The 25,363-nt window shown below is 39.2% G+C and carries 22 protein-coding genes and 3 tRNA genes; 12 read left to right on the forward strand and 13 right to left on the reverse strand.

Annotation, left to right across the window (positions count from 1 at the left end):
- Positions 1 to 21 precede the first annotated feature (21 nt).
- Genes OK344_RS05855 through mraZ form a run of 4 tightly spaced genes read right to left on the reverse strand, consistent with a single transcriptional unit; the run spans position 22 to position 3,810 of the window.
- Entirely contained in the window at positions 22 to 2,013 is a 1,992-nt protein-coding gene (locus OK344_RS05855) for a penicillin-binding transpeptidase domain-containing protein (RefSeq protein WP_265143901.1), read from the reverse strand.
- The gene (locus tag OK344_RS05860; RefSeq protein WP_265144113.1) at positions 1,997 to 2,362 is read right to left on the reverse strand and encodes an FtsL-like putative cell division protein; all 366 of its coding nucleotides are present in this window, start codon (positions 2,360 to 2,362) and stop codon (positions 1,997 to 1,999) included. The genes OK344_RS05855 and OK344_RS05860 overlap by 17 nt, the downstream gene beginning before the upstream one ends.
- A gap of 32 nt (positions 2,363 to 2,394) precedes the next feature.
- Positions 2,395 to 3,288, reverse strand: a complete 894-nt coding sequence (gene rsmH / locus OK344_RS05865) for a 16S rRNA (cytosine(1402)-N(4))-methyltransferase RsmH (RefSeq protein ID WP_265143902.1) — start codon at positions 3,286 to 3,288, stop codon at positions 2,395 to 2,397.
- A 51-nt stretch (positions 3,289 to 3,339) separates the two neighbouring features.
- Positions 3,340 to 3,810, reverse strand: coding sequence for a division/cell wall cluster transcriptional repressor MraZ (gene mraZ / locus OK344_RS05870; RefSeq protein ID WP_265143903.1), 471 nt, complete (start codon positions 3,808 to 3,810; stop codon positions 3,340 to 3,342).
- A gap of 250 nt (positions 3,811 to 4,060) precedes the next feature.
- Between mraZ and OK344_RS05875 the strand changes: the two genes are divergently transcribed.
- The 6 genes from OK344_RS05875 (at position 4,061) to OK344_RS05900 (ending at position 10,360) form a co-directional block, all read left to right on the forward strand.
- Entirely contained in the window at positions 4,061 to 4,825 is a 765-nt protein-coding gene (locus tag OK344_RS05875) for an alpha/beta fold hydrolase (RefSeq protein ID WP_088468441.1), read from the forward strand.
- 56 nt (positions 4,826 to 4,881) lie between these two features.
- On the forward strand, positions 4,882 to 5,502 hold the full coding sequence (gene yihA, locus OK344_RS05880; RefSeq protein WP_265143904.1) for a ribosome biogenesis GTP-binding protein YihA/YsxC: 621 nt from the start codon (positions 4,882 to 4,884) through the stop codon (positions 5,500 to 5,502).
- Positions 5,502 to 5,963 (forward strand): GNAT family N-acetyltransferase, encoded by a 462-nt coding sequence (locus tag OK344_RS05885; protein ID WP_265143905.1) that lies wholly within the window; start codon positions 5,502 to 5,504, stop codon positions 5,961 to 5,963. Before yihA ends, OK344_RS05885 begins: the two co-directional genes overlap by 1 nt.
- Before the next feature lie 138 nt (positions 5,964 to 6,101).
- The gene (locus OK344_RS05890) at positions 6,102 to 7,466 is read left to right on the forward strand and encodes a T9SS type A sorting domain-containing protein (protein WP_265143906.1); all 1,365 of its coding nucleotides are present in this window, start codon (positions 6,102 to 6,104) and stop codon (positions 7,464 to 7,466) included.
- 113 nt (positions 7,467 to 7,579) lie between these two features.
- On the forward strand, positions 7,580 to 9,718 hold the full coding sequence (locus tag OK344_RS05895; RefSeq protein WP_265143907.1) for a S46 family peptidase: 2,139 nt from the start codon (positions 7,580 to 7,582) through the stop codon (positions 9,716 to 9,718).
- Between the two features lie 75 nt (positions 9,719 to 9,793).
- Positions 9,794 to 10,360: a DUF3267 domain-containing protein gene (locus OK344_RS05900; RefSeq protein WP_265143908.1), complete on the forward strand. Its 567-nt coding sequence runs from the start codon at positions 9,794 to 9,796 to the stop codon at positions 10,358 to 10,360.
- A gap of 31 nt (positions 10,361 to 10,391) precedes the next feature.
- On the opposite strand, the gene msrA is transcribed toward OK344_RS05900, so the two are convergent.
- From msrA to OK344_RS05925, 5 genes are all read right to left on the reverse strand, one after another.
- A complete protein-coding gene (gene msrA / locus OK344_RS05905) occupies positions 10,392 to 10,955 on the reverse strand; it encodes a peptide-methionine (S)-S-oxide reductase MsrA (protein WP_407936704.1) in 564 nt (187 codons plus the stop codon).
- Positions 10,956 to 11,450: 495 nt separating this feature from the next.
- Complete coding sequence (locus OK344_RS05910; protein WP_265143910.1) at positions 11,451 to 12,419, reverse strand: ROK family protein; 969 nt, start codon at positions 12,417 to 12,419, stop codon at positions 11,451 to 11,453.
- 105 nt (positions 12,420 to 12,524) lie between these two features.
- Positions 12,525 to 15,596 carry a preprotein translocase subunit SecA gene (gene secA, locus OK344_RS05915; protein WP_265143911.1) on the reverse strand — a complete coding sequence of 1,024 codons (3,072 nt, stop codon included), beginning with the start codon at positions 15,594 to 15,596 and terminating at the stop codon, positions 12,525 to 12,527.
- A gap of 108 nt (positions 15,597 to 15,704) precedes the next feature.
- Entirely contained in the window at positions 15,705 to 15,926 is a 222-nt protein-coding gene (locus OK344_RS05920) for a DUF2795 domain-containing protein (protein ID WP_088468449.1), read from the reverse strand.
- Between the two features lie 96 nt (positions 15,927 to 16,022).
- Positions 16,023 to 17,051 (reverse strand): GDP-mannose 4,6-dehydratase, encoded by a 1,029-nt coding sequence (locus OK344_RS05925; RefSeq protein WP_265143912.1) that lies wholly within the window; start codon positions 17,049 to 17,051, stop codon positions 16,023 to 16,025.
- A 65-nt stretch (positions 17,052 to 17,116) separates the two neighbouring features.
- Between OK344_RS05925 and OK344_RS05930 the strand changes: the two genes are divergently transcribed.
- From OK344_RS05930 to OK344_RS05940, 3 genes are read left to right on the forward strand one after another with little or no spacing between them, the layout of a single operon-like run.
- Positions 17,117 to 17,911, forward strand: coding sequence for a DUF2797 domain-containing protein (locus OK344_RS05930; RefSeq protein WP_088468451.1), 795 nt, complete (start codon positions 17,117 to 17,119; stop codon positions 17,909 to 17,911).
- Positions 17,911 to 19,719 (forward strand): WG repeat-containing protein, encoded by a 1,809-nt coding sequence (locus OK344_RS05935; protein WP_265143913.1) that lies wholly within the window; start codon positions 17,911 to 17,913, stop codon positions 19,717 to 19,719. The genes OK344_RS05930 and OK344_RS05935 overlap by 1 nt, the downstream gene beginning before the upstream one ends.
- A gap of 30 nt (positions 19,720 to 19,749) precedes the next feature.
- Entirely contained in the window at positions 19,750 to 22,401 is a 2,652-nt protein-coding gene (locus OK344_RS05940; RefSeq protein WP_265143914.1) for a hypothetical protein, read from the forward strand.
- 16 nt (positions 22,402 to 22,417) lie between these two features.
- Here OK344_RS05940 and OK344_RS05945 read toward each other — a convergent pair whose 3' ends face one another.
- The 4 genes from OK344_RS05945 to OK344_RS05960 all read right to left on the reverse strand — a co-directional run bounded on the left by OK344_RS05945 (position 22,418) and on the right by OK344_RS05960 (position 23,124).
- Positions 22,418 to 22,759 carry a hypothetical protein gene (locus OK344_RS05945; RefSeq protein ID WP_265143916.1) on the reverse strand — a complete coding sequence of 114 codons (342 nt, stop codon included), beginning with the start codon at positions 22,757 to 22,759 and terminating at the stop codon, positions 22,418 to 22,420.
- 105 nt (positions 22,760 to 22,864) lie between these two features.
- Positions 22,865 to 22,948, reverse strand: a tRNA-Leu gene (locus OK344_RS05950).
- A gap of 13 nt (positions 22,949 to 22,961) precedes the next feature.
- Positions 22,962 to 23,034, reverse strand: a tRNA-Gly gene (locus OK344_RS05955).
- A gap of 8 nt (positions 23,035 to 23,042) precedes the next feature.
- Positions 23,043 to 23,124: transfer RNA gene (locus OK344_RS05960), tRNA-Leu, on the reverse strand.
- A gap of 158 nt (positions 23,125 to 23,282) precedes the next feature.
- Between OK344_RS05960 and OK344_RS05965 the strand changes: the two genes are divergently transcribed.
- The 3 genes from OK344_RS05965 to OK344_RS05975 all read left to right on the forward strand — a co-directional run bounded on the left by OK344_RS05965 (position 23,283) and on the right by OK344_RS05975 (position 25,252).
- The gene (locus tag OK344_RS05965) at positions 23,283 to 23,660 is read left to right on the forward strand and encodes a DUF3127 domain-containing protein (RefSeq protein ID WP_265143917.1); all 378 of its coding nucleotides are present in this window, start codon (positions 23,283 to 23,285) and stop codon (positions 23,658 to 23,660) included.
- Positions 23,661 to 23,730: 70 nt separating this feature from the next.
- Positions 23,731 to 24,378 (forward strand): leucyl/phenylalanyl-tRNA--protein transferase, encoded by a 648-nt coding sequence (aat, locus tag OK344_RS05970; RefSeq protein WP_265143918.1) that lies wholly within the window; start codon positions 23,731 to 23,733, stop codon positions 24,376 to 24,378.
- The gene (locus OK344_RS05975; protein WP_265143919.1) at positions 24,368 to 25,252 is read left to right on the forward strand and encodes a DMT family transporter; all 885 of its coding nucleotides are present in this window, start codon (positions 24,368 to 24,370) and stop codon (positions 25,250 to 25,252) included. Before aat ends, OK344_RS05975 begins: the two co-directional genes overlap by 11 nt.
- Positions 25,253 to 25,363: the final 111 nt, after the last annotated feature.

A 25,363-nucleotide genomic window follows, 5' to 3' on the forward strand; every position in this document is an offset into this window, starting at 1 on the left:
GTGCAGCCTGTTCCAATTTTTTTAATTCTGTAAACTCAGGTAAATTCTTTGGTTTTTCTTAATCGTGGTGCCTTCCAGCGGAAACTGTTCTTTAATGCGTCCAACGCCTTTGTAATCAACTCTATAGCCTTGGTTTTCAAGTTGGGGAATTACGTTTTTCCCGATGAGTCCTACCACTTTCGGCATCTGTTTACCTGTGACAGCGATTTTTTCGGTTCGTTCTACCATTTTGCTGAGATCAACTTTTTTGTCAACCAGCATTTCTCTTTCAATATTTTGCGGCGTTTTCAGGAAGGTTTTTCCTGCAATTTCTTTAAAAACCGGCGCGGCTACAGTTGATCCGTAATAACTTTTAGATTTATCTGGCTGATTAACCATCACAATGCAAGTATATTTCGGATTATCGGAAGGGTAGAATCCGGCAAAGCTCGCCTGATATTTTGCGGGACCTGGTTTCCAGTACTCGAATCTTGCGGTTCCCGTTTTTCCGGCCATTTTCAGGTTCGGGGTAAAAATACTTCTTGCCGTACCTTTTTCAACGGCTTTAGTCAGCGCGTTGGTCATCATTGTAATTGCTTTTTCAGAAGCCATTTTTTTAACCATAACTTCTGGTTGAGCGGAATACAGAATCTGCCCGTCTTTCATGATTTTATCAATGAAAAGCGGTTTCAGCATTTTACCTTTGTTGGCGATTCCGTTATAGAATGTGGTAAGCTGCAGCAGATTGAATCGTGAGGAGTATCCATAAGAAAGTGAAGCCAGTGTCGCAGCGTTCCATCTTTTGTTTTCTGGGGTTACAATGAAAGGTTTGGTGATTCCGGGAAGCTCAATCTCCATTTTTTCGAACATTTTCCATCTCTTTAAGTGATCCAGAAAAACCTGTGGTTTATCGGCGTAATATTGGGTAATGAGTTTCGCTGATCCTACGTTGCTGGATTTTGCCAGAACATCGGCGATTTCATAAACTCCACCGCCATGTCCGTCGGAAATTCTCTGCTTGGCATACGTCCACACGCCATTTCCAACATTTACTGTGGTGTTTTCATCAATAAAACCATCATCCATTGCGGCTAACAGAGACACCGTTTTGAAGGTTGAACCAGGTTCTGTGGCGTCTTTAAGTGCGTAATTATAGGAATCCACATATATTCCGGGTTCGGTACGCTTTAGGTTGACCATTGCTTTCACTTTGCCTGTAGCGACTTCCATTACCAATACAGAACCGTGGTCTGCATCGAAATTGATGAGTTGCTTTTCGAGTGCTGAATGCGCAATATCCTGAATGCGTAAATCGATCGTGGTGTAAACATCCTGGCCGTCTACTGGTTCCTTAACTTTCCAGTAATCAATGGGTTTCCACTGGCTGGAGTTTACACGCTGCTCCAGGCGGGTTCCGTTGACTCCTGTCATGTATTTGGAGAAGGCGCCTTCCAAACCAGATTTTGTAACGCCGTTATCCATTCCAATAGTCCCGGCGCCGATCTGCGTTGTGGCGAGTTCTCGTTTAAAATTCCGGTCAACGATAAATCCACCGCGGTTTTTTCCTTTTTTGAAAATCGGAAACTTACGGATTCGGTCGTACTCATCGAAATCGAGACCTTTTACCAAAGAATAATATTGGTTGTTTGCTTTTTTCTGCTGATCGAGGCGGTCTCTGAAATAACTTCGCGGCTTTCCGAACATTTTAGAAAGAGAATCGGTAAGTGCGCCAATGTTGTTGGAGTAAACTGTATCTTTTATTGTTTTGAAATCGAGAAAAACATCGTAACGCATTACCGTAGTGGCGAGAATGGAACCGTCGGCAGCATAAAGGTTTCCGCGCGCAGCTTTCAAAGTCGCTTCACGGTAGTTTTTACTGATGTAATCGTCTTTAATTTCCTGAACATTAGTGTTTTGAAGAATAAGAATCCGGCCTAAAAACACCACAAAAAGGATGAAGGCTGCCCCGGCAAAAAGGTAGCCCCATCTCAAAGTTTTTGAGCGCTTATTTTCGAATTCATTGAGTACTGCCATCTGTACTGTCTAATTTTATCAATAATTTGTGTGGGTGGTTTTCCAGAGATAAAAGGGAATCTTCCACCATTTCCTTGCCCAGTTCCGATTCCAGTTTTACTTTAATCAACCGGCTTTGTGCGTATGCGTTTCTCGACTTATATTCTTCGGTCTGTTCTTTTAATTCATTTACCAATTCAATTTTTTTACTCACCAAATGGTTACTGTAAATCATAATCATCAAAAGCAGAAAAACCAGCAGAAAGTACCGGTAATGAATTTTTACTTCATCACGGTTCAGAAAATTCCCCTTTATGATGTCAATAAAGGTTAATTTTTTCTGGGGGCGGTATGTTTGTTTTTTTGCCATTGATCTGATGAATGCGCTCACTCATCTTTAATTTATATTTTTATTCCAACTCGCATTTTTGCACTTCTTGCACGGGAATTTTCTTCTATTTCTGCGTGATCCGGCACAACTGCCTTGCTCTGAAGCAGATTAAATGCTTTTGAATAATTTCCGTAGATATCGCGTTCGGGTTCACCCTCGAAAATGCCGTTCTTCAGAAAACGCTTTACCAGTCTGTCTTCCAGAGAATGATATGAGATTACGACCAGTCTGCCTTCGGGTTTCAATATTTTATATGCCTGAAGGAGCATTTCTTTTAGCACCTCCAACTCCTGATTTACTTCAATTCGGATGGCCTGAAACACCTGAGCGAAAAACTTATTCTGTTTGAATGCCGGGATGTAGCTAAAGAGTTTTTTCAGATCCTCTGTGGTTTCAATAGGTTTTATTTTTCTGTGGTGCACAATTTCGCGCGCCAGTTTTCTGGATTCCCGTAAGTCGCCGTAATAGTAAAAAATATTGGCGAGCTGTTCTTCTTCGTATTCGTTAATGATTTTTTTGGCGTCCAGAACCTGCATCACATTCATCCGCATATCCAGCGGTGCATTGCTTCTTGTAGAAAAACCGCGTTCTGCTTCATCAAACTGATGGGACGATACGCCTAAATCTGCCAGAATTCCGTCTACCTTATTAATACCATAAATCAGTAGAGAATTTTCTAAAAACCTGAAATTCTGATTGATGAGGGTAAATCTTTCGTCTTCAATAGTGTTTTTAAGTGCGTCCAGATCCTGGTCAAAACTGAAAAGTCTGCCTTTCGGTGAAAGTCTTTTCAGGATTTCCCGGGAATGCCCACCACCACCGAAAGTAACATCAACGTAAATTCCGTCAGGATTCGTTACCAAATCATCAACACTTTTCTTCAGCAAAACCGGATTGTGATACATTCTATATTATATTAAGGTGAAGTGGCCGCTGCACACTACGTTTTGGAATAATTATTCTTCCTGTTCATCAAAACTGATGTCTCCCATTACCTCTTCGGCAAGTTTCGCAAAATCTTCTTCCGAAGTGGCAATTACCGCTTCATAAGCTTCTTTGTCCCAAATCTCGAAAAGCGAGCCGGCACTTGTAATCACAATTTCTTTTTTTAGATTTGCAAAAAGGGTTAAATCTTTAGAAATCTGTAATCTGCCTGCGTTATCGGGTTCTACAGTTTTCAGGCCCGCGGTAAACTGGCGGATGAAATCTGCATTTCTTTTCTGGAAGCGGTTCAGCTTATTAATTTTTTCCATCAGTTTTTCCCAACCCGACATTGGATAAACCTCGAGGCAGGATTGGAATACGGAACGCTTGACTACAAAAGAATCTCCGCCAAAATTCTCCATCTGTTTTACCAGTGATGAAGGGAGTTTTAGGCGACCCTTGTCGTCGATTTTACATTCATATGTGCCGATGAAATTCTTCATTTGGGACAAATTTATATAAAAATTTCTAAAAGCTCCCACTTTTTCCCACTTTTTGACTTAATGTTAATAAGTTTTGATTGTTAATACTAAACAGCTGATTAAAAAGAAGTTAACATCTTATTGGATTTATGAAAAATAAATTGAAAAACTCTCATCTTTTTCTTTGAAATTTATTTTTATTATAAATTCATTCATGTAAATAATAGTTGGTCTTTAATTTGTATTTTTGCAGTGCTTAGTAAGCATTTCTATGAGATTTATTACGAAAAAAGAAAAAAAATACTCTTTCATTGAGGCTGGAGAAGGTCACCCGCTGATTCTTCTGCATGGATTAATGGGAGGTTTGAGTAATTTTGATAAAACGGTAAAATATTTTTCCGAACGCGGGTACAAGGTCTTTGTACCGGTGCTTCCTATTTATGACTTACCGGTTTTGCACACCAATCTTACTACAATTGCAAAATATGTCGCCAAATTCATCGAAGAAAAAACCGATGAGCCAGTAACGATCGTAGGAAATTCCATGGGTGGACATATTGGACTGATCCTTACGCTTGCCCGCCCAGAGCTTGTTGCCAACTTAGTCTTAACAGGCAGTTCGGGTCTGTATGAAAGAACTTTCGGTGACAGTTTTCCACGCAAATCTGATAAAGAATATATAAGGAAGAAAACAGAAGAAGTCTTCTATGACCCGGCTGTAGCCACAGACGAATTGGTAGATGAGGTTTTTGCTGTAGTGAATGATAGAATGAAGGGAATAAAAACAGTAATGCTTGCCAGAAGCGCAATAAAGCACAACATGCTGCACGATTTACCGAAAATTAAAACACCTGTTTGTTTAATCTGGGGCAAAGATGATAACGTGACACCACCTGATGTAGCAGTAGATATGCATAAATTCTTACCAAATTCTGATTTATACTGGATCGAAAAATGTGGTCACGCCGCCATGATGGAAAAGCCGGATGAGTTTAACGAAATCCTTTACAGCTGGCTGAAGAAAATAGAAAAATAAAATGGAGGTTTTTAACTTCCATTTTTTATTTAATTAAATTTGAAAAAAATAGTAAAATGATTATTAAGACAGCAGAGTTTATAAAAAGCAGCGGAAGATGGCAGGATTGCCCAGAAGCTGTGATGCCGGAATATGCTTTTATCGGACGATCTAATGTAGGAAAATCTTCGCTAATCAATGCAATGCTGAATCATAAGGACCTTGCCAAAACATCGCAGACTCCTGGAAAAACCCAGTTAATCAATCATTTTATAATCAACGAAGCGTGGTATCTTACCGATTTGCCAGGTTATGGGTACGCCCGTGTTTCGAAAAGTATGAGAAAAGATTTCGAAAAACTGATTAACAATTATATATTGAACCGAAAAAATCTTGTCAACCTTTTTGTGTTGGTAGATGTACGACATACACCACAGAAAATCGACCTTGAATTTATAGAATGGTGTGGCGAGAACGGAGTTCCTTTCTCCATTGTATTTACAAAAGTGGATAAACTCAAACCAAACGCCGTACTGGCTAATGTAGAAGAGTACAAAAAGGAACTTCTGAAAACATGGGAAGACCTGCCTGAAATTTACATAACATCGGCGGAGAAAAAAGAAGGAGGCGACGCAATTTTGAAATTCATCGCCGAAACTAACGCATTTCTGAAAAACAATAAAGTAAACTTTCTGTAATGCAAACAATTCATTGGAAAATTAAGTCTTTCACAGAACTTTCAGTGACGGAATTATATGAAATTTTAAGAATCCGGCAGGCTGTATTTGTTGTTGAACAGACATGTAATTATTTGGATGCTGATGGTTACGATGATAAAGCAGTGCATCTGTGGGCCGAAACTAACGGCGAAATTTTAGCTTACTGCAGGCTTTTCGATTCAGGAATTAAATATCATGAAGCATCTATAGGTCGTGTTTTAACGAATTCCAACTACAGAAATCTGAGGTTGGGGAAAACGCTGATGAAATTTGCGCTCCTTACCATCCAAGCCAGATTTCGCGCTGTAGATGTAAGAATTTCTGCACAGGATTATCTTTTAAAGTTTTATTCGGAATTTGGATTTCAGGATACCGGCAAAAAATATCTTGAAGATGATATTCCTCACACGGAGATGTTAAAATCTTATAAATATGTCTAAATTTTTCTTTTAAGTTTTTTAAAACAAGATTCACCATTTAGCATCAAAATTATCTTTAAGGTAAAAAAATGGCAATATAGTTTGTGTATTATTTCGGATTTGTATAATTTTACAAAAAATCATTAAACTTTAAAGATTATGAAAAAAATTTTACTCACTGGCTTTGCGCTAGTTTCTATGCTATCTCAGGCGCAATCTTGGGTTCCTCAGGGAACCAAATTCCCTGCGAATTTTGGTGTTGATGAGATTGATATTGTAGATGCAAACACGGTATGGATATTTGCCTACGACGGCTCCGGAGCCGGAACTTATCCTAAAATAGTTTCGCGTACCACAAATGGAGGGACTACGTGGACTGCTAACAATATCACTGGTCCGGGATCAAATACTCTTGTATCGGATTTGTCAGCTATTGACGGAAATACCGCATGGGTAGTAACCGCACCGGCTTCAGCAGGAACCAATGCCAACAGAATCTGGAAAACTACAAACGGAGGTACTAGCTGGACGCAGCAAACCGTAGGCTATACCTCTGGATCATTTGCGAATCATATTTACTTCTGGGATGCAAATAATGGATGGACAAGTGGTGACCCATTAAACGGGAAATTCGAAATGTTTAAAACTTCTAACGGTGGTACGACTTGGACTGCAGTTCCCGGCGCGCCAGTACCTGAAAACGGTGATGATTTTACTTACGTTGGTCTTAAGGAAGTTGTTGGCGATAATATATGGATTGGTACCAGCGTAGGCCGAATTCTGCACTCTCCCGATAGAGGAAACACCTGGACCGGAAACTACAGCCCCGTGCTTGACTTTGGTGGAGTAATTACTTCCGGATCTTCTGGAGCCTTTGCTTTTAAAGATGCTAATAACGGACTTTTACTAGCAGTGGACGGAGCTGACTCTCCTACTACATTATCTGCCGGTCTCTATTCAACAAATGACGGAGGGGTAACATGGGATCCAGTTACACCCAACGGGACATGGTTCTTCGGTGATATTGCCTATGTACCTGGTACAGCTAATACCTATGTAACAACTGGTATCAACTCTGCTGCAGCACAAGGTACCGGATCTGCCTATTCTACTGACGGAGGTTTAAACTGGACAATCATTGATAATATCCCTGGAATCGACGGGGGACAAAGAGGGAAGGTATCTTTCCTTAATCCTACAACCGGCTGGACAGGATATTTCTCTGATGGACCTTCAGGAACTCAGGGAATCTTCAAATTCAGTGGAAACTTGGCACTTGGGGTTTCTGATAACGCAGTTAAGTCTAACTTAAAAGTTTATCCAAACCCGGCAACTGATATTGTAAATATCTCTGCTAACAGAAAAATAGAGAATGTTACTGTAATGGATATGACTGGTAAAAAAGTTCAGTCCTTTAAAGCAGGTAACCAGATCAATGTTTCTTCTTTAGCTAAAGGAACTTACATTCTTCAGGTATATTACGGAGAGGGTGCTGTAGAAAACACTAAACTTATCAAAAAATAGTTTGTTAGTAATATTATAATAAGGAATGGATGAGGGTTACTCATCCATTTTTTTTTGAGAAAAGCTGTATTTGAAATGATTTTCATAAATTAGCCTACTAAATAATTTTATAAATGAAAAGAATTTTTTTACTGCTCACATTCATGATGAGCTTTGTTCAGTTAAGAGCCGATGAAGGGATGTGGCTGATGACAATGATCAAGAGACTTAACGGTGTTGACCTTAAAAAGCAAGGTCTGAAGCTTACTCCTGAAGAAATTTATTCTGTCAACAATTCCAGCCTGAAGGATGCAATTGTGCAGTTTGGTGGTGGTTGTACTGCCGAGATGGTGTCTAAAGAAGGTTTACTCTTTACAAATCACCACTGTGGATACGGACAAATCGCTGCACTTTCAACTCCTGAAAAAGACCACTTAACCAATGGGTTCTGGGCCATGAAAAAAAGCGAAGAACTCCCTGCAAAAGGCCTATCCGTAAGATTTTTGGTGAGAATGGATGATGTTACCAAGCGTATTAACGATAAGCTTAATAACAATATGTCTGCAGACCAAAGAAAAGAAATTATCGATGCAGAATACAAAGCAATCCAGACTGAAAATTCAGAAAACGGAAAATACAGCGTTGTGGTTAGAGATTTCTTCAACGGAAACGAGTTTTATTATTTTGTTTATCAGGATTTTAAAGATGTAAGATTGGTAGGGACACCTCCAAACGCTTTAGGTAAATTCGGTGGTGATACCGATAACTGGGAGTGGCCAAGGCATACCGCAGATTTCTCTGTATTCAGAGTATATGCAGATGCAAACGGGAATCCGGCAGAATATTCTCCGAACAACGTTCCCATGAAGCCTAAGCACGCGCTTCCGATTTCACTTAAAGGTTATAAACCTGGCGATTTCGCGATGATTGTTGGTTTCCCTGGAAGAACAAACAGATACCTTACCTCTTTCGGAATCGAGCAGATGGTAAATAAAGATTATCCGGCTTGGGTTGAAGCTTCAAAACTTGCGATGGATGTTATGAAAAAGTATATGGATGCAGATCAGGCAACGAAACTTAACTATGCTTCCCAATATGCATCTGTAGCAAATTACTGGAAAAACCGACAGGGTACCATTGACGCCGTGATTAAAAACGGAACAATCAGCGGTAAAAAAGATTTGGAAGCCAAATTCATGAAATGGGCGATATTACCTGCAAACGAAGTAATGTATTCAGGAGTTTTGGATAATATCAAAGCCAATTATGCACAGTTCTCTAACAGAAATGTGGAAAGAAATTATGCTTCACAACTTCAGAGAAACGCAAAATATATCCCGGTTGCTTACCAGTTGGGCTCTTTATTGAAAACCTATGCAGACCAGGACGCCAACGGAAAAGCCGCGATGAAAACCAAAGTTACCGATGCGATCGACAGAATGTACGATGGTTTCAATACGAAGCTTGAAGGGGAAATGCTGAACTCTATGGTAAACCTTTACCAACAGCGGGTAAATAAGGACGATGCTTCTGCTACACTGTTGAGCGCTGATGCGAAAAACCTTTCAACACTTGCGTTTTCTTCAATTTTCGCAACCAAAGAATCTGCCCTGAATTTTGTAAACAATCCGGACCGGTTGAAAATCGACGCAGATCCGCTTCTGAAACTGGCAAACGGATTCTATACAGACCAAAAATTAGCAGGTGATAAATATGCTAAAGTAGATGAAGCTTTTGCTAAAAACAGCAGAATTTTCTTAGATGGATTAAGAAAATCCCAGCCTGATACCGTATTCTATCCGGATGCGAATTCTACGATGAGACTTACTACGGGATCTATTGATACACTGCCTGTAAGAAGCGACCGTAATTATGGAGGAATTAACGAAAAGAACAACTATTACACAGAAATTAACGGAATGGTTGCAAAATATAAAAAAGGAGATGAAGAATTTGATCTTCCACAGGACTTCCTGGATTTAGTGAAGAGAAAAGACTTTGGCCAGTATGCCGATAAAAAAGGTTTCATGCCGGTAAACTTCCTTTCAAATAACGATATTACAGGAGGTAACTCTGGTTCTCCAATTCTTAACGGACATGGCCACTTAATCGGTCTTGCGTTCGACGGAAACAGCGAAGCCCTTAGCGGTGATATCATCTTCGATCCTAAACTTCAAAAAACCATCAACGTAGATGTAAGAATGGTACTTTGGATCATCGAAAAATACGGTAAAGCAGGTCACCTGATCAGTGAAATGACTTTAGTGAAATAGGTGTTTTCTAAACACACGGAAGCCTGCTGATTTTTCAGCAGGCTTTTTTATATTTATAAAATTAAAAAATGCGCAATGAATTTTGAAAACTTTGAAAAAGAAGAAAAGATAATTGATTTGATGAAAGCAAATTTAGTCGGGCTGAAATACTTCGCATTATTTGCTGTATTATTTGCCACACCGTTTTATCTGATCTGGAAGGGCAATTTTTCGAGCATATTGCTGAATATAGATGGCGTTTTACTTCGGGGGTTTGCTCCTCTTATTGCTGTTTTTGGCGGAATCATCGTCCACGAACTGATCCACGGGTTTTTCTTTGCGAAATATGCCCAAAACGGTTTTAAGTCTGTGAAATTCGGGATTTTAATCAAAATGCTGACGCCTTATTGCCACTGCAAAGAACCACTGCAGATAAAACATTATATCATCGCTTTGCTGGCACCGCTGTTAATTCTTGGAGTAATACCATCAATTATCAGTTTGTTCATTGGAAATATTGATATGCTGTTATTCGGAATTTTTTTCTCAGGTGCCGCTGCGGGAGATATTATGATTTACCATTTGATCAAAAAAGAAAATCCTGAGGACTACGTTCAGGATCATCCGTCCGAAGCCGGCTATTTCTTATTCAAGAAAAAATAAAAGCGAAGAAAAATCTCCGCTTTAAATCTTTTTACTGGGCTTCTTCTGGTTCCAACATTCCCAGCTCGCCGTAATGTTTTTTGAATTTGGCAATCTTCGGCCCAACTACAGCGCTGCAGTAAGGCTGCGTAGGATTTGCATTGTAGTATCCTTGATGATACTGCTCTGCCGGCCAGAATTTCTCGAATTTTGCCAGTTCTGTAACATATTTTCCTTCCCATCTTTCTGAGGCTTCTGAGGCTTTTAACGCAGCTTCAGCTTTCTGTTTTTCAGTCTCATCCTTATAGAAAATCACCGACCGGTATTGGGTTCCGATATCGTTTCCCTGTCGGTTCAGCTGAGTAGGATCGTGTAGGAAAAAGAAAACATCCATCAGCTGTTCGTAAGAAATAATTTTTGGGTCGTAAGCAATTTGTACCACTTCAGCATGCCCGGTTTCGCCAGTGCAAACTTCTTCATACGTCGGGTTCGCTTTATGTCCTCCGGAATATCCTGAAATTGCGGCATCCACGCCTTTCAGCATATTGAAACAACTTTCTACACACCAAAAACAGCCGCCACCGAAGGTGATATATTCTAAATTCTGTTTATCCATTTTTTTATTATTTGTTAAAGGTTTCTTCGCCTCCTGACCGTTGCAGGAGATCAACATTAGACCCATCAAAAATACTAAAATCTTATTCATTTTTTAATAACGCTTTTCTATCATAAAAATTTTAATTCATAATGATGTTTAATGACGAATTGCGGATAGATGCAAATTGAGGTCCACAGGTTCAAATTCCAGATATGCAACTTCAAAGATGAGCCTCCAAGCCCCAAATTTGACCCTTTTACCCCCAAATATGAGCCTCTGAACCCCAAACTTGAGGTTTCGAACCCCAAAAATGAGGTTCCGAACCGCAAATATGAGCCTCTAAACCCCATTTTTGAGGCTGCAAACCCCAAATTTGACGTCTATAACCTCAAATTTTCGGTAAACAACCTAAACCATGAGTGATGGACGCTCAAATAATTGGTTTGGTAACCATAATTAAAACGAACATCCCAATATTGAGATGTTCGTTTTTATATTTAATGTAGATTTAGGTTACTTTTCCCAAACCAAAGCGCTTGCACCGAGTATCGCTGCGTCAGCTTCGTCTAGTTCACTGAAAACTAATTTAACCTTATTTCTGAAAATTGGGAAAAGGTTTCGCTCCATGTGGAGTTTGGTAGGTTTTAAAATAAAATCTCCCGCTTTGATGACCCCACCGAAAAGAAGAATGGCTTCTGGAGAAGAAAACATCACGAAATTTGCTAATGCTTCCCCTAGTTTTTGTCCGGTATATCGGAAAACTTCGATGGCAGTTGGATCGCCTTTTTTTGCACATTCATGGACAACAAGAGAATTAATTTCTTCTTCAGGATATTGATTCAGCATAGAATCTGGAAATTCTGCACGCATTTTTTTGGCGGTAATCGCGATTCCTGTCGCCGATGCATAAGCTTCCAAAGAACCTTCGGAACCGGTACTCCAATGTTTCCTTCCGCCGGGTTTTATGATGGTATGCCCCAATTCTCCTGCAAAACCATCGTGTCCGTATATTAAATTTCCGCCGGAAATAATTCCGCTTCCAACTCCTGTTCCCAATGTCATCATGATGAAATCTTTCATTCCTCTTGCTGCGCCAAACATCATTTCGCCTAGTGCTGCAGCGTTGGCATCGTTGGTCATTTTGCAGGGAAGTCCGAATTTTTTAGTCATGAGTTCTGCAAATGGAATAATACCTTTCCAGCGGAGGTTCGGAGCCTGTTCGATGGTTCCTGTATAATAATTTGCGTTGGGAGCACCCACACCAATACCGTCGAGTCTTGTTTGGTTGCTGTGTTTCTTCATCAAAGGCGACATTTTATTGTATAAAGCATCGATGAAGTCTTCAACTTTTTCGTATTCATCGGTCTTGAGGCTGCCTTTTTCAAGAATTTCTCCGCGGTGGTTCACAAAGCCATATTTGGTATTGGTTCCTCCAATATCGATTCCTAAAGCAATCTGTTTTGACAAGTCTATTAGTGCCATTCAAAAAAAAATTTAGACTTTAAAAGTACAACAAATTCACATTACGTTAACAAAAAAACTTCCCCAAGAATGGAGAAGTTTAATGATATTATTCAGTTGCGCTGCTTATGCTGGAATTTCGCCTTTGTATAAAAAGGAAACGATTTCTTTGTTTACCCTTTCTACCATTTCGCTGAAAAGATAAAAGGATTCCTGCTTATAAATCACCAACGGATCTTTCTGTTCGTAAACCGCACCTTGTGAAGAACGTCTTAAGTCATCCATTTCTCTGAGGTGGAGTTTCCAGTTTTCATCGATGATGGCGAGGGAAATATTTTTCTCGAAATCATTGATTAAAGAATCACATTTAGTTTCGTACGCTTCTTTCAGATCGGTCACAATAGTCATGGTTTTGATACCGTCGGTAAACGGAACCTGAATCATTTTGAACATGGATCCCTGATTCTGGAAAACATTCTCGATAATTGGGAACGATTTTTCTTTCAGAAGTTCAAGCTTCATGCGGTAATCTTCTGTAGCCGCCTTGAATACTATATTGGTAAGCTCCGGAACCTGTTTTGTCTTGAATTCGTTTTCAGAAACCGGTGCTTCCATGGTGAAATACTTGATGATTTCGTACTCGAATTCTTTATAGTCGTTTTCAAGTTTTGTTTTACTTACGATAGATTGAGCCACGTCGAAAATCATGTTCGAAATATCGTATTTCAAGTGATCACCGAACAGTGCATTCTTTCTTCTTTTGTAGATTACGTCGCGCTGTTTGTTCATTACGTCATCATACTCCAAAAGTCTTTTTCGGATGCCGAAGTTATTTTCTTCTACTTTTTTCTGTGCTCTTTCGATGGATTTCGAAATCATGCTGTGCTGAATTACCTCACCTTCTTTATGACCCATTCTGTCCATCATTTTCGCGATTCTCTCAGAACCGAAAAGACGCATCAGGTTATCTTCAAGCGAAACGTAGAATTGTGAGCTTCCCGGATCTCCCTGTCGGCCGGCTCTACCTCTTAACTGACGGTCAACACGTCTGGAGTCATGTCTTTCTGTACCGATGATGGCAAGACCACCATTGGCCTTCACCTCACCCTGTAGTTTAATGTCGGTACCACGACCTGCCATGTTGGTGGCGATGGTTACAACGCCTGGCCCACCTGCCATTGCTACAATTTCTGCTTCTTTTGCGTGCAGTTTTGCGTTCAGTACGTTGTGCTGAATTTTTCTTAACTGAAGCGCTCTTGAAAGCAACTGTGAAATTTCTACTGAGGTTGTACCTACAAGAACCGGTCTTCCTGCAGCGGTTAATCTTTCAATTTCTTCAATTACAGCATTATATTTTTCGCGGTTTGTTTTGAAAACAAGATCCTGCTTATCATCACGAAGAATCGGGCGGTTTGTGGGAATTACCACTACATCGAGTTTGTAAATCTGCCAAAACTCGCTAGCTTCTGTTTCTGCAGTACCGGTCATCCCCGCAAGTTTATTATACATCCTGAAGTAATTCTGCAGGGTAATGGTTGCAAAGGTTTGCGTGGCAGCCTCGATTTTTACATTTTCTTTCGCTTCGATGGCCTGGTGAAGTCCGTCGGAATAACGGCGCCCTTCCATAATACGGCCAGTTTGCTCGTCGACGATTTTTACCTCGCCGTCGATTACAACATACTCATCGTCTTTTTCGAATAAAGTGTAGGCTTTAAGTAACTGGCTTAACGTATGAATTCTTTCAGATTTTACAGCAAACTCGCTGAATAGTTTTTCCTTCGCTTCGAATTCTTCTTCCTTGCTCAAGTTTTTTGATTCAAGTTGTGCGATTTCAGTACCGATATCATTTAACACGAAGAAATCTTTGTCCTCGTTTCCTGCGGACATGTATTCAACCCCTTTGTCGGTAAGCTCAATTTGATTGTTTTTTTCGTCGATAACAAAGTAAAGGTCTTTATCAACCTTCGGCATATCGCGGTTATTATCGGCCATATATTGCCCTTCAGTTTTTTGGAGAAGCGCTTTATTTCCGCTTTCGGAAAGGAATTTAATTAAAGGTCGTGATTTTGGTAATCCTCTGTAAGCCTGAAGTAATTTAAAGCCGCCGTCTTTGGTATTTCCGCTGGCGATAAGTTTTTTTGCTTCATTGAAGATAGCTGAAACCGTTTTTTTCTGAATTTCTACAATTCTGTCGACCGATGGTTTCAATACATCAAATTCCTGACGGTCGCCTTGTGGAACCGGACCTGAAATAATCAACGGAGTTCTTGCATCATCAACCAAAACGGAGTCTACCTCATCCACAATCGCAAAGTTCAGTTCACCCTGTACGAGTTCGGTTGGTGAAGTAACCATGTTATCTCTCAAATAATCGAAACCGAATTCGTTGTTGGTCCCGTAAGTGATACTGGATTGGTAAGCTTTTCGTCTTGCATCGGAATTAGGCTGGTGAAGGTCGATACAGTCGATGGTTAATCCATGGAACTGGTAGAGTGGACCCATCCACGCGGAGTCACGTTTCGCAAGATAATCGTTCACAGTAACTACGTGAACACCTCTTCCCGGAAGTGCGTTAAGGTAAATCGGTAAAGTTCCCACAAGGGTTTTACCTTCACCGGTTGCCATTTCGGCAATTTTACCGCTGTGTAGTACCACACCACCGATAAACTGTACATCGTAATGTACCATATCCCAAACAACCGGAGTTCCTGCTGCATCCCAACGGTTTTTCCAGATGGCAATGTCGCCCTGAACTTCAACGAAATCTTTTGTTGCAGCAAGCTCTCTGTCGAGTTCTGTTGCAGTTACACGGATTTCGCCGTTTTGGGCAAGTCTTCTGGAAGTTTCTTTTACGAGGGCAAATGCTTCAGGAAGGATTTCGTTGAGCACTTTCTCTTCTATTTGGTAGGATTCTTTTTTCAGTTGTTCCACTTTCGAAAAAAGTTCTTCCTTTTCATCAACATTCGAAGAATTTTTGATCTGTTCCTTAATCTGTTCAATCTGGGAAGTGATTCCGGCTGTAGCAGTCTTTATTTTTTCTTTGAATTCTGCCGTCTTGTCGCGTAAACCGTCATCAGTAAGTTCCTGAATTTTTGGCTCAACAGCTTTTATTTTGGCCACCACTTTTTTTACTTCTTTCAGGTCGGTCGTGTTTTTATCGCCCAGAAAACCTTTAAGAACTTTGTCTATAAAACCCATAGTATTTGCGTTCGGCTGCCTACGCGTGCATTCAGCCATTTTAAGATTTTAATTTTTTAGAATTTTTCTAAAATATAAAAAACCGGCTGCAGATAGCCGGCTGCGTTATTAATATTCGTCTTCGTTCCACAGAAAGTCGTCGTCTGTAGGATAATCGCTCCAAACTTCTTCAATGGATTCATAAACTTCACCTTCGTCCTCGATCGCCTGAAGATTTTCAACAACTTCCATTGGTGCGCCGGTTCTGATGGCGTAATCAATAAGTTCGGCCTTTGTCATCGGCCAAGGTGCGTCGCTTAGATAAGAAGCCAGTTCTAATGTCCAATACATATAATTAATTTTTTGCAAAAGTATAAAATTAGGCGACATAAAAAAGAGATTTTGTCGCTGAGTTTCAATAAACTTTGATTTTTATTTCAAAATTTTTCATGAACCATTTCTCAAAAACCATTCCACAAACTTTTTTATGCCATTTTGGAATCTTGTGGTTGGATGATAGCCTATTAATGTCCTCGCTTTTGTAATATCTGCATTGGTTTTATGCACATCGCCAGGTTGCATGGGCAGTATCTTTTTTCGCGGTTTTATTTCCAGATGTTCTTCAATGCCGGCAAGCATTTCTTCGAGGGTAATCACTTCATTTTCACCAAGATTAATGATTTCATACACTTTTTCATTCTTATCCAGATACTGAATTGATTTCTGGATCCCATCAATAATGTCATCTACATAGGTATAGTCTCTGGAGGTGGAACCGTCGCCGTAGAAGGGGATTTCTTTGTTTTCACTCATCAATTTCGTGAATTTGTGAATGGCTAAATCAGGTCTTTGCCGCGGGCCGTAAACCGTGAAAAAACGCAGGTGAATCATATTGATGCCGTAGAGGTGATGGTATACATGCCCCAGAATTTCGGTACATTTTTTTGTTGCGGCATAAGGGGAAATTGGCTGGTCAACATTGTCGCTTTCTGAAAAAGGAATTTTTGAGTTGTTGCCGTAAATGCTTGAACTTGAAGCGCAAATAATTTTTTTTATATTAAATTCATTGCATAGTTCCCAAAGGTTCATTGTGCCTTTCACGTTCACTTCTTCGTATTCCAAAGGTTTTTCAATGGAAGGTCGCACGCCGGCCAGTGCTGCCAAATGAATGACGGCATCAATTTTATGTTTGCTGAAAATTTTTTCGAGTCCGGCCTTATCTCTAATGTCTTGGTTATAAATCTGATAGTGTTTGGTGGAAGTTTCAAAAATAAGCTTCTGGATATCGTGCTCTTTATTGTGGAAGGAAAACTCAAAAGGTTTACCGACAGATTCCAAAGTATTCCGGATTTTTATCCTATAATCATAAAAATCATCAAAATTGTCAATATTAATGACAGAATGTCTGTTTTTTAATAATTGCTCTACCAGGTGCGAACCGATAAAACCGCTTCCTCCGGTAACTAGATATTTCATCTTTGGTTTTATTTAGTACAAATTTAATTAAATTCAAATTATTATTTTTACTGAAATATTATAATATGCAGTTCTCCGGACAAATCCTGAAAATGACAACGCAAAACGCGAAACCCATTCAATATTTCCTTAATCTGTCGAATGATCTCATCAATATGAATCAGCTGATCGGTAAAAACCTTAAGTTGAAACATATCGGCTACGAATGCGTGAACTGCGGCAGTGAAGAAAAGATTTACAGGATGGGATTCTGCAAAAAATGTTTTTTCGAAAGTCCTTATGCCAGCGAAACCATCATCCGCCCCGAACTCTCCACCGCTCACCTGGGTATTGGCGAACGGGATTTAGCGGTTGAAGAGGCGATACAGCTGCAGCCGCATATTGTTTATTTGGCTTATACCGGTGATGTGAAAGTGGGTGTTACGCGCGAAAGCCAGATCCCAACACGCTGGATTGATCAGGGAGCGACTTTTGCACTTCCCATTGCCAAAACCGAAAACCGTTATGAAGCCGGAATGATTGAAGTCGCCCTGAAAGAACATCTGGCCGACAAAACCAACTGGCGCAAAATGCTGGAAGACGATTTCGAGGATGATCTGGATCTTGCCGACTTCCGCGAAAAGATAAAAGATTATTTTCCGGATAATTTCAAAAATTTCTATTCGATGGAACATGAAATGCTCCGTTTGGATTACCCATATGAAGCACCCGAAAAAATTAATTCCTTCACTTTAGATAAAAAACCTGAATTTGAAGGCGTTTTACGCGGAATTAAAGGGCAGTATCTATCTTTTGAAGGTGGTGATTTTATAAATGTAAGAGGGCATGAGGGGTATGTGATTGAACTTAACATCAGTTGATGAAGAACTTTTTATTTTTATTAATTGTTATATTATTTTCATGCAACAATGAAAGTCAAACATTTGATTTATCAAGAAGCAACATTTCCTATCAGGAAAGGGACGGTGAAACAGGTTGGAAAAGAGTTTTGCTTATAAAACCAAATAAGTGGGGATTTGTGAATGACCAAAATAAAATCATGATCCCTTTTGAATATGATTTTGTAAATCCTTTTAAGAATGGTTTGGCTTATGCAAAGAACAATGGCAAAGAGTTTTTCATCACTAATAGAAATTTAAAGTTAGCAGGTAATTATGATGAGGCGGGAATATTTACTTTTGGTTTAGCTCCTGTTTCGAAAAACAAAAAATGGGGTTTCATTGATGAAAACGGCAAATTGGTTATCCCAATGCTTTATGACAGCGTGGAATATTTTACCCAAAATGGGCTCAGTGCCGTGAAGCGTAATGGTAAATCTGGATTTATTGACAGGTATGGAAGAGAAATTATTCCTGTTGCGTATGAATTGGTAAAAGGCGAACAATTAGATGATTTTGTTATCGTCCGCAAATACTATAAGTGGGCTTTCTTCAGTAATACTGGTAAACAACTGACGGATTTTTTATACACTGATGTTCAGAGAGCCTGGAAAGGAGATGATACCACATTCTTCGAAAACGGACCTGCATCTGTAAAGGTTAATGGCAAATATATTTTTCTCAGTAAAAATTTACATCCTGCATTTTCTAATCTCAGTTTTGATTCTGCAACTTCTTTCGATTCTAATAAAAACGCCATTGTAATGAAGAACGAAAAGTTTGGAATTCTGAATAATGACGGAAAATTAGTTATCCCAATAGCGTATACTGCCATTGAAAATTATAACAGCAATGGAGATCCTAATCCAAATTTTTACCTTTTAACAAAGGACAAAAGATATGCACTATTCAATGCGGGTTTAATTAAAATAGCGGAATCAGATGAAGAATTTTTCAACATCACATATTCTAACCAAATCAAATATATTTCATTTAAAAATTTCAGTAATAAATACGGTCTTGTAGATCATAAAGGCAAAATAAAAGTTCCCTTTATCTACGATGAAAGTTTGCATTTTCAAGGAAATGCTTTTTCCATTGTGAAGAGAAATAATAAAAAAGGGATTATTGACATTAATAATCGCGAAATCGTTCCACTTAAGTTTAATGAGCTTGTACAAATTGATGACGAGGATAAAGATCTGTTCATTGCAACCAATCAGAGCGGTGCTTTCGTAATCGATTTGAACAATAAAATAATTCTTTCAGGAGAAGAAATTCAATCGATCTACAATCAGCCACTGAAATTTATTGTCAAACGTAACAAAAAATACGGTATCGTTGATTTACAAAACAAGAATATTCTTCCTTTTGAATATGATGAAATCTCCAACTGGACAGAATACGGGCCAAGAATCTCTAAATTCATTGTTAAGAATGGCAAAACAGGATTAATTGATGAGAATACTTTTAAAATAACAGTGCCCCCCACTTATGATGAGTTCAAATATATAAATGGTTTAATTTTCGCTAAGAAGAACAACAAAGCCGGAATAATTAATGAGAAAGGAAGGGTTATATGTCCATTTATTTACGATGAGATCTTCCCGAGCCTTTTAGATGTTTATGATTTTAAAGCGGATGAAAAAAGAATTTATGCAAGAAACGGTAATGCCTATTTTCAGATTAATGAAAAAGGGGAAGTATTAAAATCGAATATTACTTTTAAAACTGTTCTGAAAAATACCGAAATTCCAGAACCGCCACCACCTCCCAGACCCAATAAATAAAAACTGGCACAGAATTTAATCTTCAAAAAAATGAGGAAAAACTACTTTAGAATTTTACTGAGGATTTTGGGAATTATTTTTCTGCTTTTTTTGGCAGTTAATTTTGGAATTAATTTCTGGCTCAAAAGCAAACTTCCCGGGTATATTAAAAACAATTCCGATTACAAAATTTCTTACCACTCGCTGGATGTGGATTTGGGCACCGGAAATATTTACGCCACCGGAATTTCAGTCAATAATAAAAATGCTGAAAATCAAAATGTTATAAGGTTGCAGGGGACGGTGGATACGCTTTCGATTTCGCGGCTGGGGATTTATGATGCGCTCTTCAGGAAAAGGATTAACAGCTCTAATCTTCTTCTTAAGAATCCCAATCTCAACATCATTCTCGCAAAACCGATTGACGATAAAACAGGAAAAAGACGGAATCCTGTGGTTTTCGAAAATCTGAAAATCAGCAGTGGCACAATTCAGATTTTTAAACATACAAAACAGAAATTTCTTTCCGTTCAGGACCTTAACCTCCAAGTTGAAAATCTGCAGATGACCGAAGAAGCCGTGGAAAATAAACTTCCTGTGGTTTTCGACCGTTACGATATTAACGGAAGAAATTTCTTCTTCAGACCGGATAATCTTTACGCAGTCACCACGGAATACATTACGACCAAAGACGGAAAAATGAATCTTAAGGAGTTTGCTTTAACTCCGCTTCTGTCTTACGCTAATTTCAGGAAATTTTACCCTTCAAAAAGAAATCTTTATGCTTTCAAAACTTCGGAAATGCAGTTTAAAGATATCGAACTTAACGGAAACAAGATTAGACTTTCGAATGCCGAGTTTGAAGATCCGGAACTTAAAATTTATACCACCAATGTAAAACCGCCTGCCACGAAAAAAGATTTTAATTACGTGGTAAATATGGAAGAGGTATTGATGAAGAATGCGAAAATCTCCATTCTGAAACCCGCCGGCACTCCGCTGCTGAACGTTGAAAATATCAGCCTGAACATCAATAAATTTTTGATGAATGCCGATACTTCAAAACAGCCGCTGCCATTTCAGTACGCAGATTTCAATATTTCAGGAAAAAACATCGGTTTTTCTTCAGAAACTGAAAACGTAAAGATTGCTGCAATGGCACTCACTCCAAAATCTACAGAACTCAGCAGTTTTTCTATAAAACCTACCGTTTCCAAATCAGACAAGACACTTTTGGATTTAACGGCTCAAAAGGTAAAGCTACAGATCAATGAGTTCAAATTTGTGGAAAACAGACTGAAGCTTAATGTACAGAACGTTCTGATCAATAGTCTGAACGGAAAAATTATTACCGGAACAAACAAGAATAAAAAGAAACCGGACTTCAGATCAATTTATTTTCCGCTTACGGTTAAGAATCTCTCTCTAAAAAACTCGAATCTGACAGTTGATAAAGGGAATAATCCTTTAATTTTTAAAGATTTAAATGCGACGGTTCAGCAGGTCGAAATGAATTCGAGTACGATAAAAAATCCTGTTCCCTTTAAAACAGGTTTTTACAGTATTACTACCAGAAATTTCAGTTACGGAACGAAATTTTATAACCTTTCGGCCTCTTTACTGAAATTCGGGAAAAATGGGGTTCAGATTTCGAATTTTGCCCTAAAGCCTAAAGTTTCCCGCGCGCAGTTCATCCGCATGATACCTGTTGAAAAAGACCTATATGATGTGAAAGCAGATCTTGTAACACTGAATGGAAACTGGGATTTTTTATCGCCTCAGAAATTTCTGAACGCCTCGCAACTTACACTCAACGGGATGAATGCGAATATTTTCCGCAGCAAAATTCCGAAAGATGATTTAACCGAAAAACCGCTATATTCCAAATTGCTCAGAAGTATAAAGTTTCCTGTGTATATTCAGAATACGGATATTAAAAATTCACTGTTGGTGTACGAAGAAGATACGCATAAAAGCGACGGACCGGGCAAACTCACTTTTAATCATTTCAATATGAATGTGAAAAACCTGAACTCCGGCAAAATGAAGGGAAAACCAACCCAGATTCCTGTAAATATCACCTGCTTGTTTATGAATGCTTCCCTAATGAACGTAAAATGGAGTTTGGATACCGCCAGCATGACGGATAATTTCTCGATTTCGGGCAATATTGCTGATTTGCCAGCGTCAAGGGTGAACCCTTTTATTGAACCTTACCTGAAGATACGTGCGACAGGTTTAATTTCGGATCTCATTTTCAGTTTTAAAGGCAACAACAGAGGCCTGAACGGAACTTTAAATATGAAACATAAAGACTTAAGAGTTTCGATCTTAAAACCAACGGGCGATAAAGATAAAGTTCTTTCCGCTGTAGCAAATATTTTTGTGAAGACCGATTCCGGTACGTACCCCGACTCGGTTCCGGTTGAAAATGTTCAGCGCGATCCTACAAAATCGTTTTTTAACCTTTTCTGGAAAGGCATCGAATTGGGTCTGAAGAAAACCCTGATTGGGAAAAATGTAGAAAACACCGAAAAAACAGTGAAAACTACGGTTGAAAATACAAAAGCTGCACTGGAGCAGAATAAGACCGATTTGAAAGAAACAAAACAGGAATTAAAAGAAAAAGTACAGCAGACAAAGGAAAATATGAAGGAAAAAGGCATTTTCCGGAAACTTTTCAGAAAAAAATCCGAAAACTAATTTTCGGATTTATGTGTTATTCTAAAATAAAATCTTCCCTCTCATTTATCGGAATGCTTCTCAGGAAATTATCGAATTCTTCTCCTGTATAATTACTTTCTGCACCATATGAATCAATGATGATCGACTGTAAACCATTTTTATCCTGAAGTACATATAAAACTGCATTGTCATCAGGGTTACTGTCGCCTTCAAACCGGTAAGATTTTATGATGGATAAATCGGTGGGTTGATAAGTGATATCTGTTTCCTGCAAAATAAACTGTTTATCGTCAGTCATACGGATCTCTCTGGTAATGCCGCGTTCCCTTAGGACATTGATTACCTGGGACAGGGTTTTTAGATTGTGATTTGCCATAATGTTTTGTAATTTTAATGATCTTAAAGTTACAAAATCTTTGCCGAAGGTGTGGGTAAAAAACAAAAAACGCTGCAAATCAATGAAGATCAACAGCGTTTAAAGTACCTCGGACGGGACTTGAACCCGTACATCCTTGCGGATACAGGATTTTAAGTCCTGCGTGTCTACCAGTTCCACCACCAAGGCAGGTAGATTGTTGAGCGAAAAACGGGATTCGAACCCGCGACCCCGACCTTGGCAAGGTCGTGCTCTACCAGCTGAGCTATTTTCGCAATAAAAGTGCGGATGGAGGGACTCGAACCCACACGCCTCACAGCACCAGATCCTAAGTCTGGCATGGCTACCAATTACATCACATCCGCTAAATAACTTCTTCTCTTTTTTTGTGAGTGCAAATATAAATACTTTTTCTCCTTTAAAGCAAGAAAATTTTACATTTTTTCAGATTTTTAAAGTTTTTAATTTTCCAACTTCTTTTTGTCTCGTTTATTTATTACTTTTACACCTTTAACAATCAATTATGGAATTACAAGGAATTATAAAGAAACTGGGTGACGTTCAGACGTTTGCAAGCGGCTTTCAGAAAAGAGAAATGGTTATTGTGACCGAAGAACAGTACCCGCAACCAATTAGTATCGAATTTCTGAAAGAAAAAGGTGATTTACTTAATGCTTATAAAGAAGGAGATAAAGTAAAGGTTTCTATCAACATCGGAGGAAGAGAATGGACTTCGCCACAGGGTGAAGTAAGGTATTTCAATTCGATCACAGGATGGAGAATTGAAAAAGTAGACGGTGGAAATTTCAATGAACCTGTAGAGGTACGTCCGGCAGAATCGAAACCTGCAGCTTCCAATACCGATGTTTTTGCTGAAGAAGATGATGATTTACCTTTCTAAAAGATTGGTCGAAACAAAAAAATAAATAAAAATCCTGCCTTGCCCAAGCGCAGGATTTAATTTTTGAAAAATGGTTTTACTCGATCCAAACGAAATCTCTTTTCCCGATCCTGAATTGATGAATTCAGAAAGCGGCTTGCTGGCGGTGGGTGGCGACCTTTCTCCCGAAAGGCTCTTGTTCGCTTACCAAATTGGGCTTTTTCCGTGGTATAATGAAGGCGAAGAAATTCTTTGGTGGTGTCCGAATCCAAGATTTGTGCTTTTTCCGGATGAAGTGCGGATTTCAAAATCAATGAAAAAAATCCTGCGAGATGGAGTCTTTACTTTTACTGAAAACAAATGTTTCCCCGAAGTCATGCTTCACTGCAAAAACACCTACAGAAAAGGGCAGGACGGAACCTGGATTTCCGATGAATTGATTGACTCGTTTACAAAACTTCATGAACATGGTTTTGCAAAAAGCTTTGAAGTCTGGCAGAACGAAGAACTCGTCGGTGGCTTTTACGGAGTTCAGATCGGAAACGTGTTTTGTGGCGAAAGTATGTTTGCCAAAGTAAGCAATGCCTCAAAAGCCGGATTTCTAAATTTCATCCTGCAGCATAAAGATCTGGAACTAATCGACTGTCAGATTCACTCTGAGCATCTCGAAAGTCTGGGCGCAAGGATGATTCCCAAACTTGAATATTTAAACATTTTAAAAAGAAACAATGAATCCTGAAAAAGAAAAATGGGTTTTACTTGTGTTGCTCTCCGTTATTTGGGGTTCTTCATTCATACTGATAAAAAAATCACTGGAGCATTTCAATCCGTATGAAGTAGGCGCGCTGCGCGTTTTGATTGCCGGAATTATTCTGCTTCCTTTGGCAATTCTCAACATCAGGAAATTTCCGAAAAAACATTTGAAATGGCTTATACTCGCTGCAGTGACAGGAAATTTCATTCCGATGTTTCTTTTCCCGATTGCGGAAACCGAGGTAAGCAGCAGCATTGCGGGAATCATCAACTCGATGATGCCGATTTTCGTGATTATTGTGGGCGCGCTGCTCTGGAAATTTCATACCACCAAAAGACAGGTTGTTGGCGTCATCATCAGTTTTACCGGCGCGTGTATTTTGGCGTTTTCCGGTGGCGAAGGCGGCGAGTTCAAACTGATTCCGATATTACTGTTGCTTTTGGCGACCTTAATGTATGCAATAAGTACCACGACGGTAAAATCAAAACTCAGTGATATTCCTGCAAAAATTCTCTCTGCATTTGTCTTTTCATTTGTGCTGATTCTTCCATCGGTAATTGCGCTGGTATTTGCAGGATTTTTTAATAATATTCAGGTAAACAGCAGTTTATGGGAAGGGCTTGGCTTTGTAAGTTTGCTCTCAATCTTCGGAACCGGCCTGGCGATGATGCTTAATTACAGACTTCTAAGTGTTTCAACTCCGCTTTTTGCCTCTACCGTTACGTTGCTGATGCCGGTGGTGGCGATTATCTGGGGACTTTTGGATGGTGAAAAACTTACTTTGATGCAGGGTTTTGGAGGAGTGATTATTCTGGCGGGATTAATTTTTCTCCGGCAGATGCCCGCAGCCAAAAAATAAAAAACTGCAAAGCCCAATGGACAGTGCAGTTTGAAATAAATCTAATAAAAAGTAAAAATGAAAGGCGACAAAGATATGTTTTTGTTTCCATATGAAGCAAGCTATTTTTAA

Source organism: Kaistella yananensis (genome assembly GCF_026107505.2).
GTDB lineage: Bacteria > Bacteroidota > Bacteroidia > Flavobacteriales > Weeksellaceae > Kaistella > Kaistella yananensis.

Excerpts from the sequence above, each read along its gene's own strand:
- OK344_RS05855 (WP_265143901.1), bottom strand. The coding sequence starts at position 2,013 with ATGGCAGTACTCAATGAATTCGAAAATAAGCGCTCAAAAACTTTGAGA.
- OK344_RS05860 (WP_265144113.1), bottom strand. The coding sequence starts at position 2,362 with ATGGCAAAAAAACAAACATACCGCCCCCAGAAAAAATTAACCTTTATT.
- rsmH (WP_265143902.1), bottom strand. The coding sequence starts at position 3,288 with ATGTATCACAATCCGGTTTTGCTGAAGAAAAGTGTTGATGATTTGGTA.
- mraZ (WP_265143903.1), bottom strand. The coding sequence starts at position 3,810 with ATGAAGAATTTCATCGGCACATATGAATGTAAAATCGACGACAAGGGT.
- OK344_RS05875 (WP_088468441.1), top strand. The coding sequence starts at position 4,061 with ATGAGATTTATTACGAAAAAAGAAAAAAAATACTCTTTCATTGAGGCT.
- yihA (WP_265143904.1), top strand. The coding sequence starts at position 4,882 with ATGATTATTAAGACAGCAGAGTTTATAAAAAGCAGCGGAAGATGGCAG.
- OK344_RS05885 (WP_265143905.1), top strand. The coding sequence starts at position 5,502 with ATGCAAACAATTCATTGGAAAATTAAGTCTTTCACAGAACTTTCAGTG.
- OK344_RS05890 (WP_265143906.1), top strand. The coding sequence starts at position 6,102 with ATGAAAAAAATTTTACTCACTGGCTTTGCGCTAGTTTCTATGCTATCT.
- OK344_RS05895 (WP_265143907.1), top strand. The coding sequence starts at position 7,580 with ATGAAAAGAATTTTTTTACTGCTCACATTCATGATGAGCTTTGTTCAG.
- OK344_RS05900 (WP_265143908.1), top strand. The coding sequence starts at position 9,794 with ATGAATTTTGAAAACTTTGAAAAAGAAGAAAAGATAATTGATTTGATG.
- msrA (WP_407936704.1), bottom strand. The coding sequence starts at position 10,955 with ATGGATAAACAGAATTTAGAATATATCACCTTCGGTGGCGGCTGTTTT.
- OK344_RS05910 (WP_265143910.1), bottom strand. The coding sequence starts at position 12,419 with ATGGCACTAATAGACTTGTCAAAACAGATTGCTTTAGGAATCGATATT.
- secA (WP_265143911.1), bottom strand. The coding sequence starts at position 15,596 with ATGGGTTTTATAGACAAAGTTCTTAAAGGTTTTCTGGGCGATAAAAAC.
- OK344_RS05920 (WP_088468449.1), bottom strand. The coding sequence starts at position 15,926 with ATGTATTGGACATTAGAACTGGCTTCTTATCTAAGCGACGCACCTTGG.
- OK344_RS05925 (WP_265143912.1), bottom strand. The coding sequence starts at position 17,051 with ATGAAATATCTAGTTACCGGAGGAAGCGGTTTTATCGGTTCGCACCTG.
- OK344_RS05930 (WP_088468451.1), top strand. The coding sequence starts at position 17,117 with ATGCAGTTCTCCGGACAAATCCTGAAAATGACAACGCAAAACGCGAAA.
- OK344_RS05935 (WP_265143913.1), top strand. The coding sequence starts at position 17,911 with ATGAAGAACTTTTTATTTTTATTAATTGTTATATTATTTTCATGCAAC.
- OK344_RS05940 (WP_265143914.1), top strand. The coding sequence starts at position 19,750 with ATGAGGAAAAACTACTTTAGAATTTTACTGAGGATTTTGGGAATTATT.
- OK344_RS05945 (WP_265143916.1), bottom strand. The coding sequence starts at position 22,759 with ATGGCAAATCACAATCTAAAAACCCTGTCCCAGGTAATCAATGTCCTA.
- OK344_RS05965 (WP_265143917.1), top strand. The coding sequence starts at position 23,283 with ATGGAATTACAAGGAATTATAAAGAAACTGGGTGACGTTCAGACGTTT.
- aat (WP_265143918.1), top strand. The coding sequence starts at position 23,731 with ATGGTTTTACTCGATCCAAACGAAATCTCTTTTCCCGATCCTGAATTG.
- OK344_RS05975 (WP_265143919.1), top strand. The coding sequence starts at position 24,368 with ATGAATCCTGAAAAAGAAAAATGGGTTTTACTTGTGTTGCTCTCCGTT.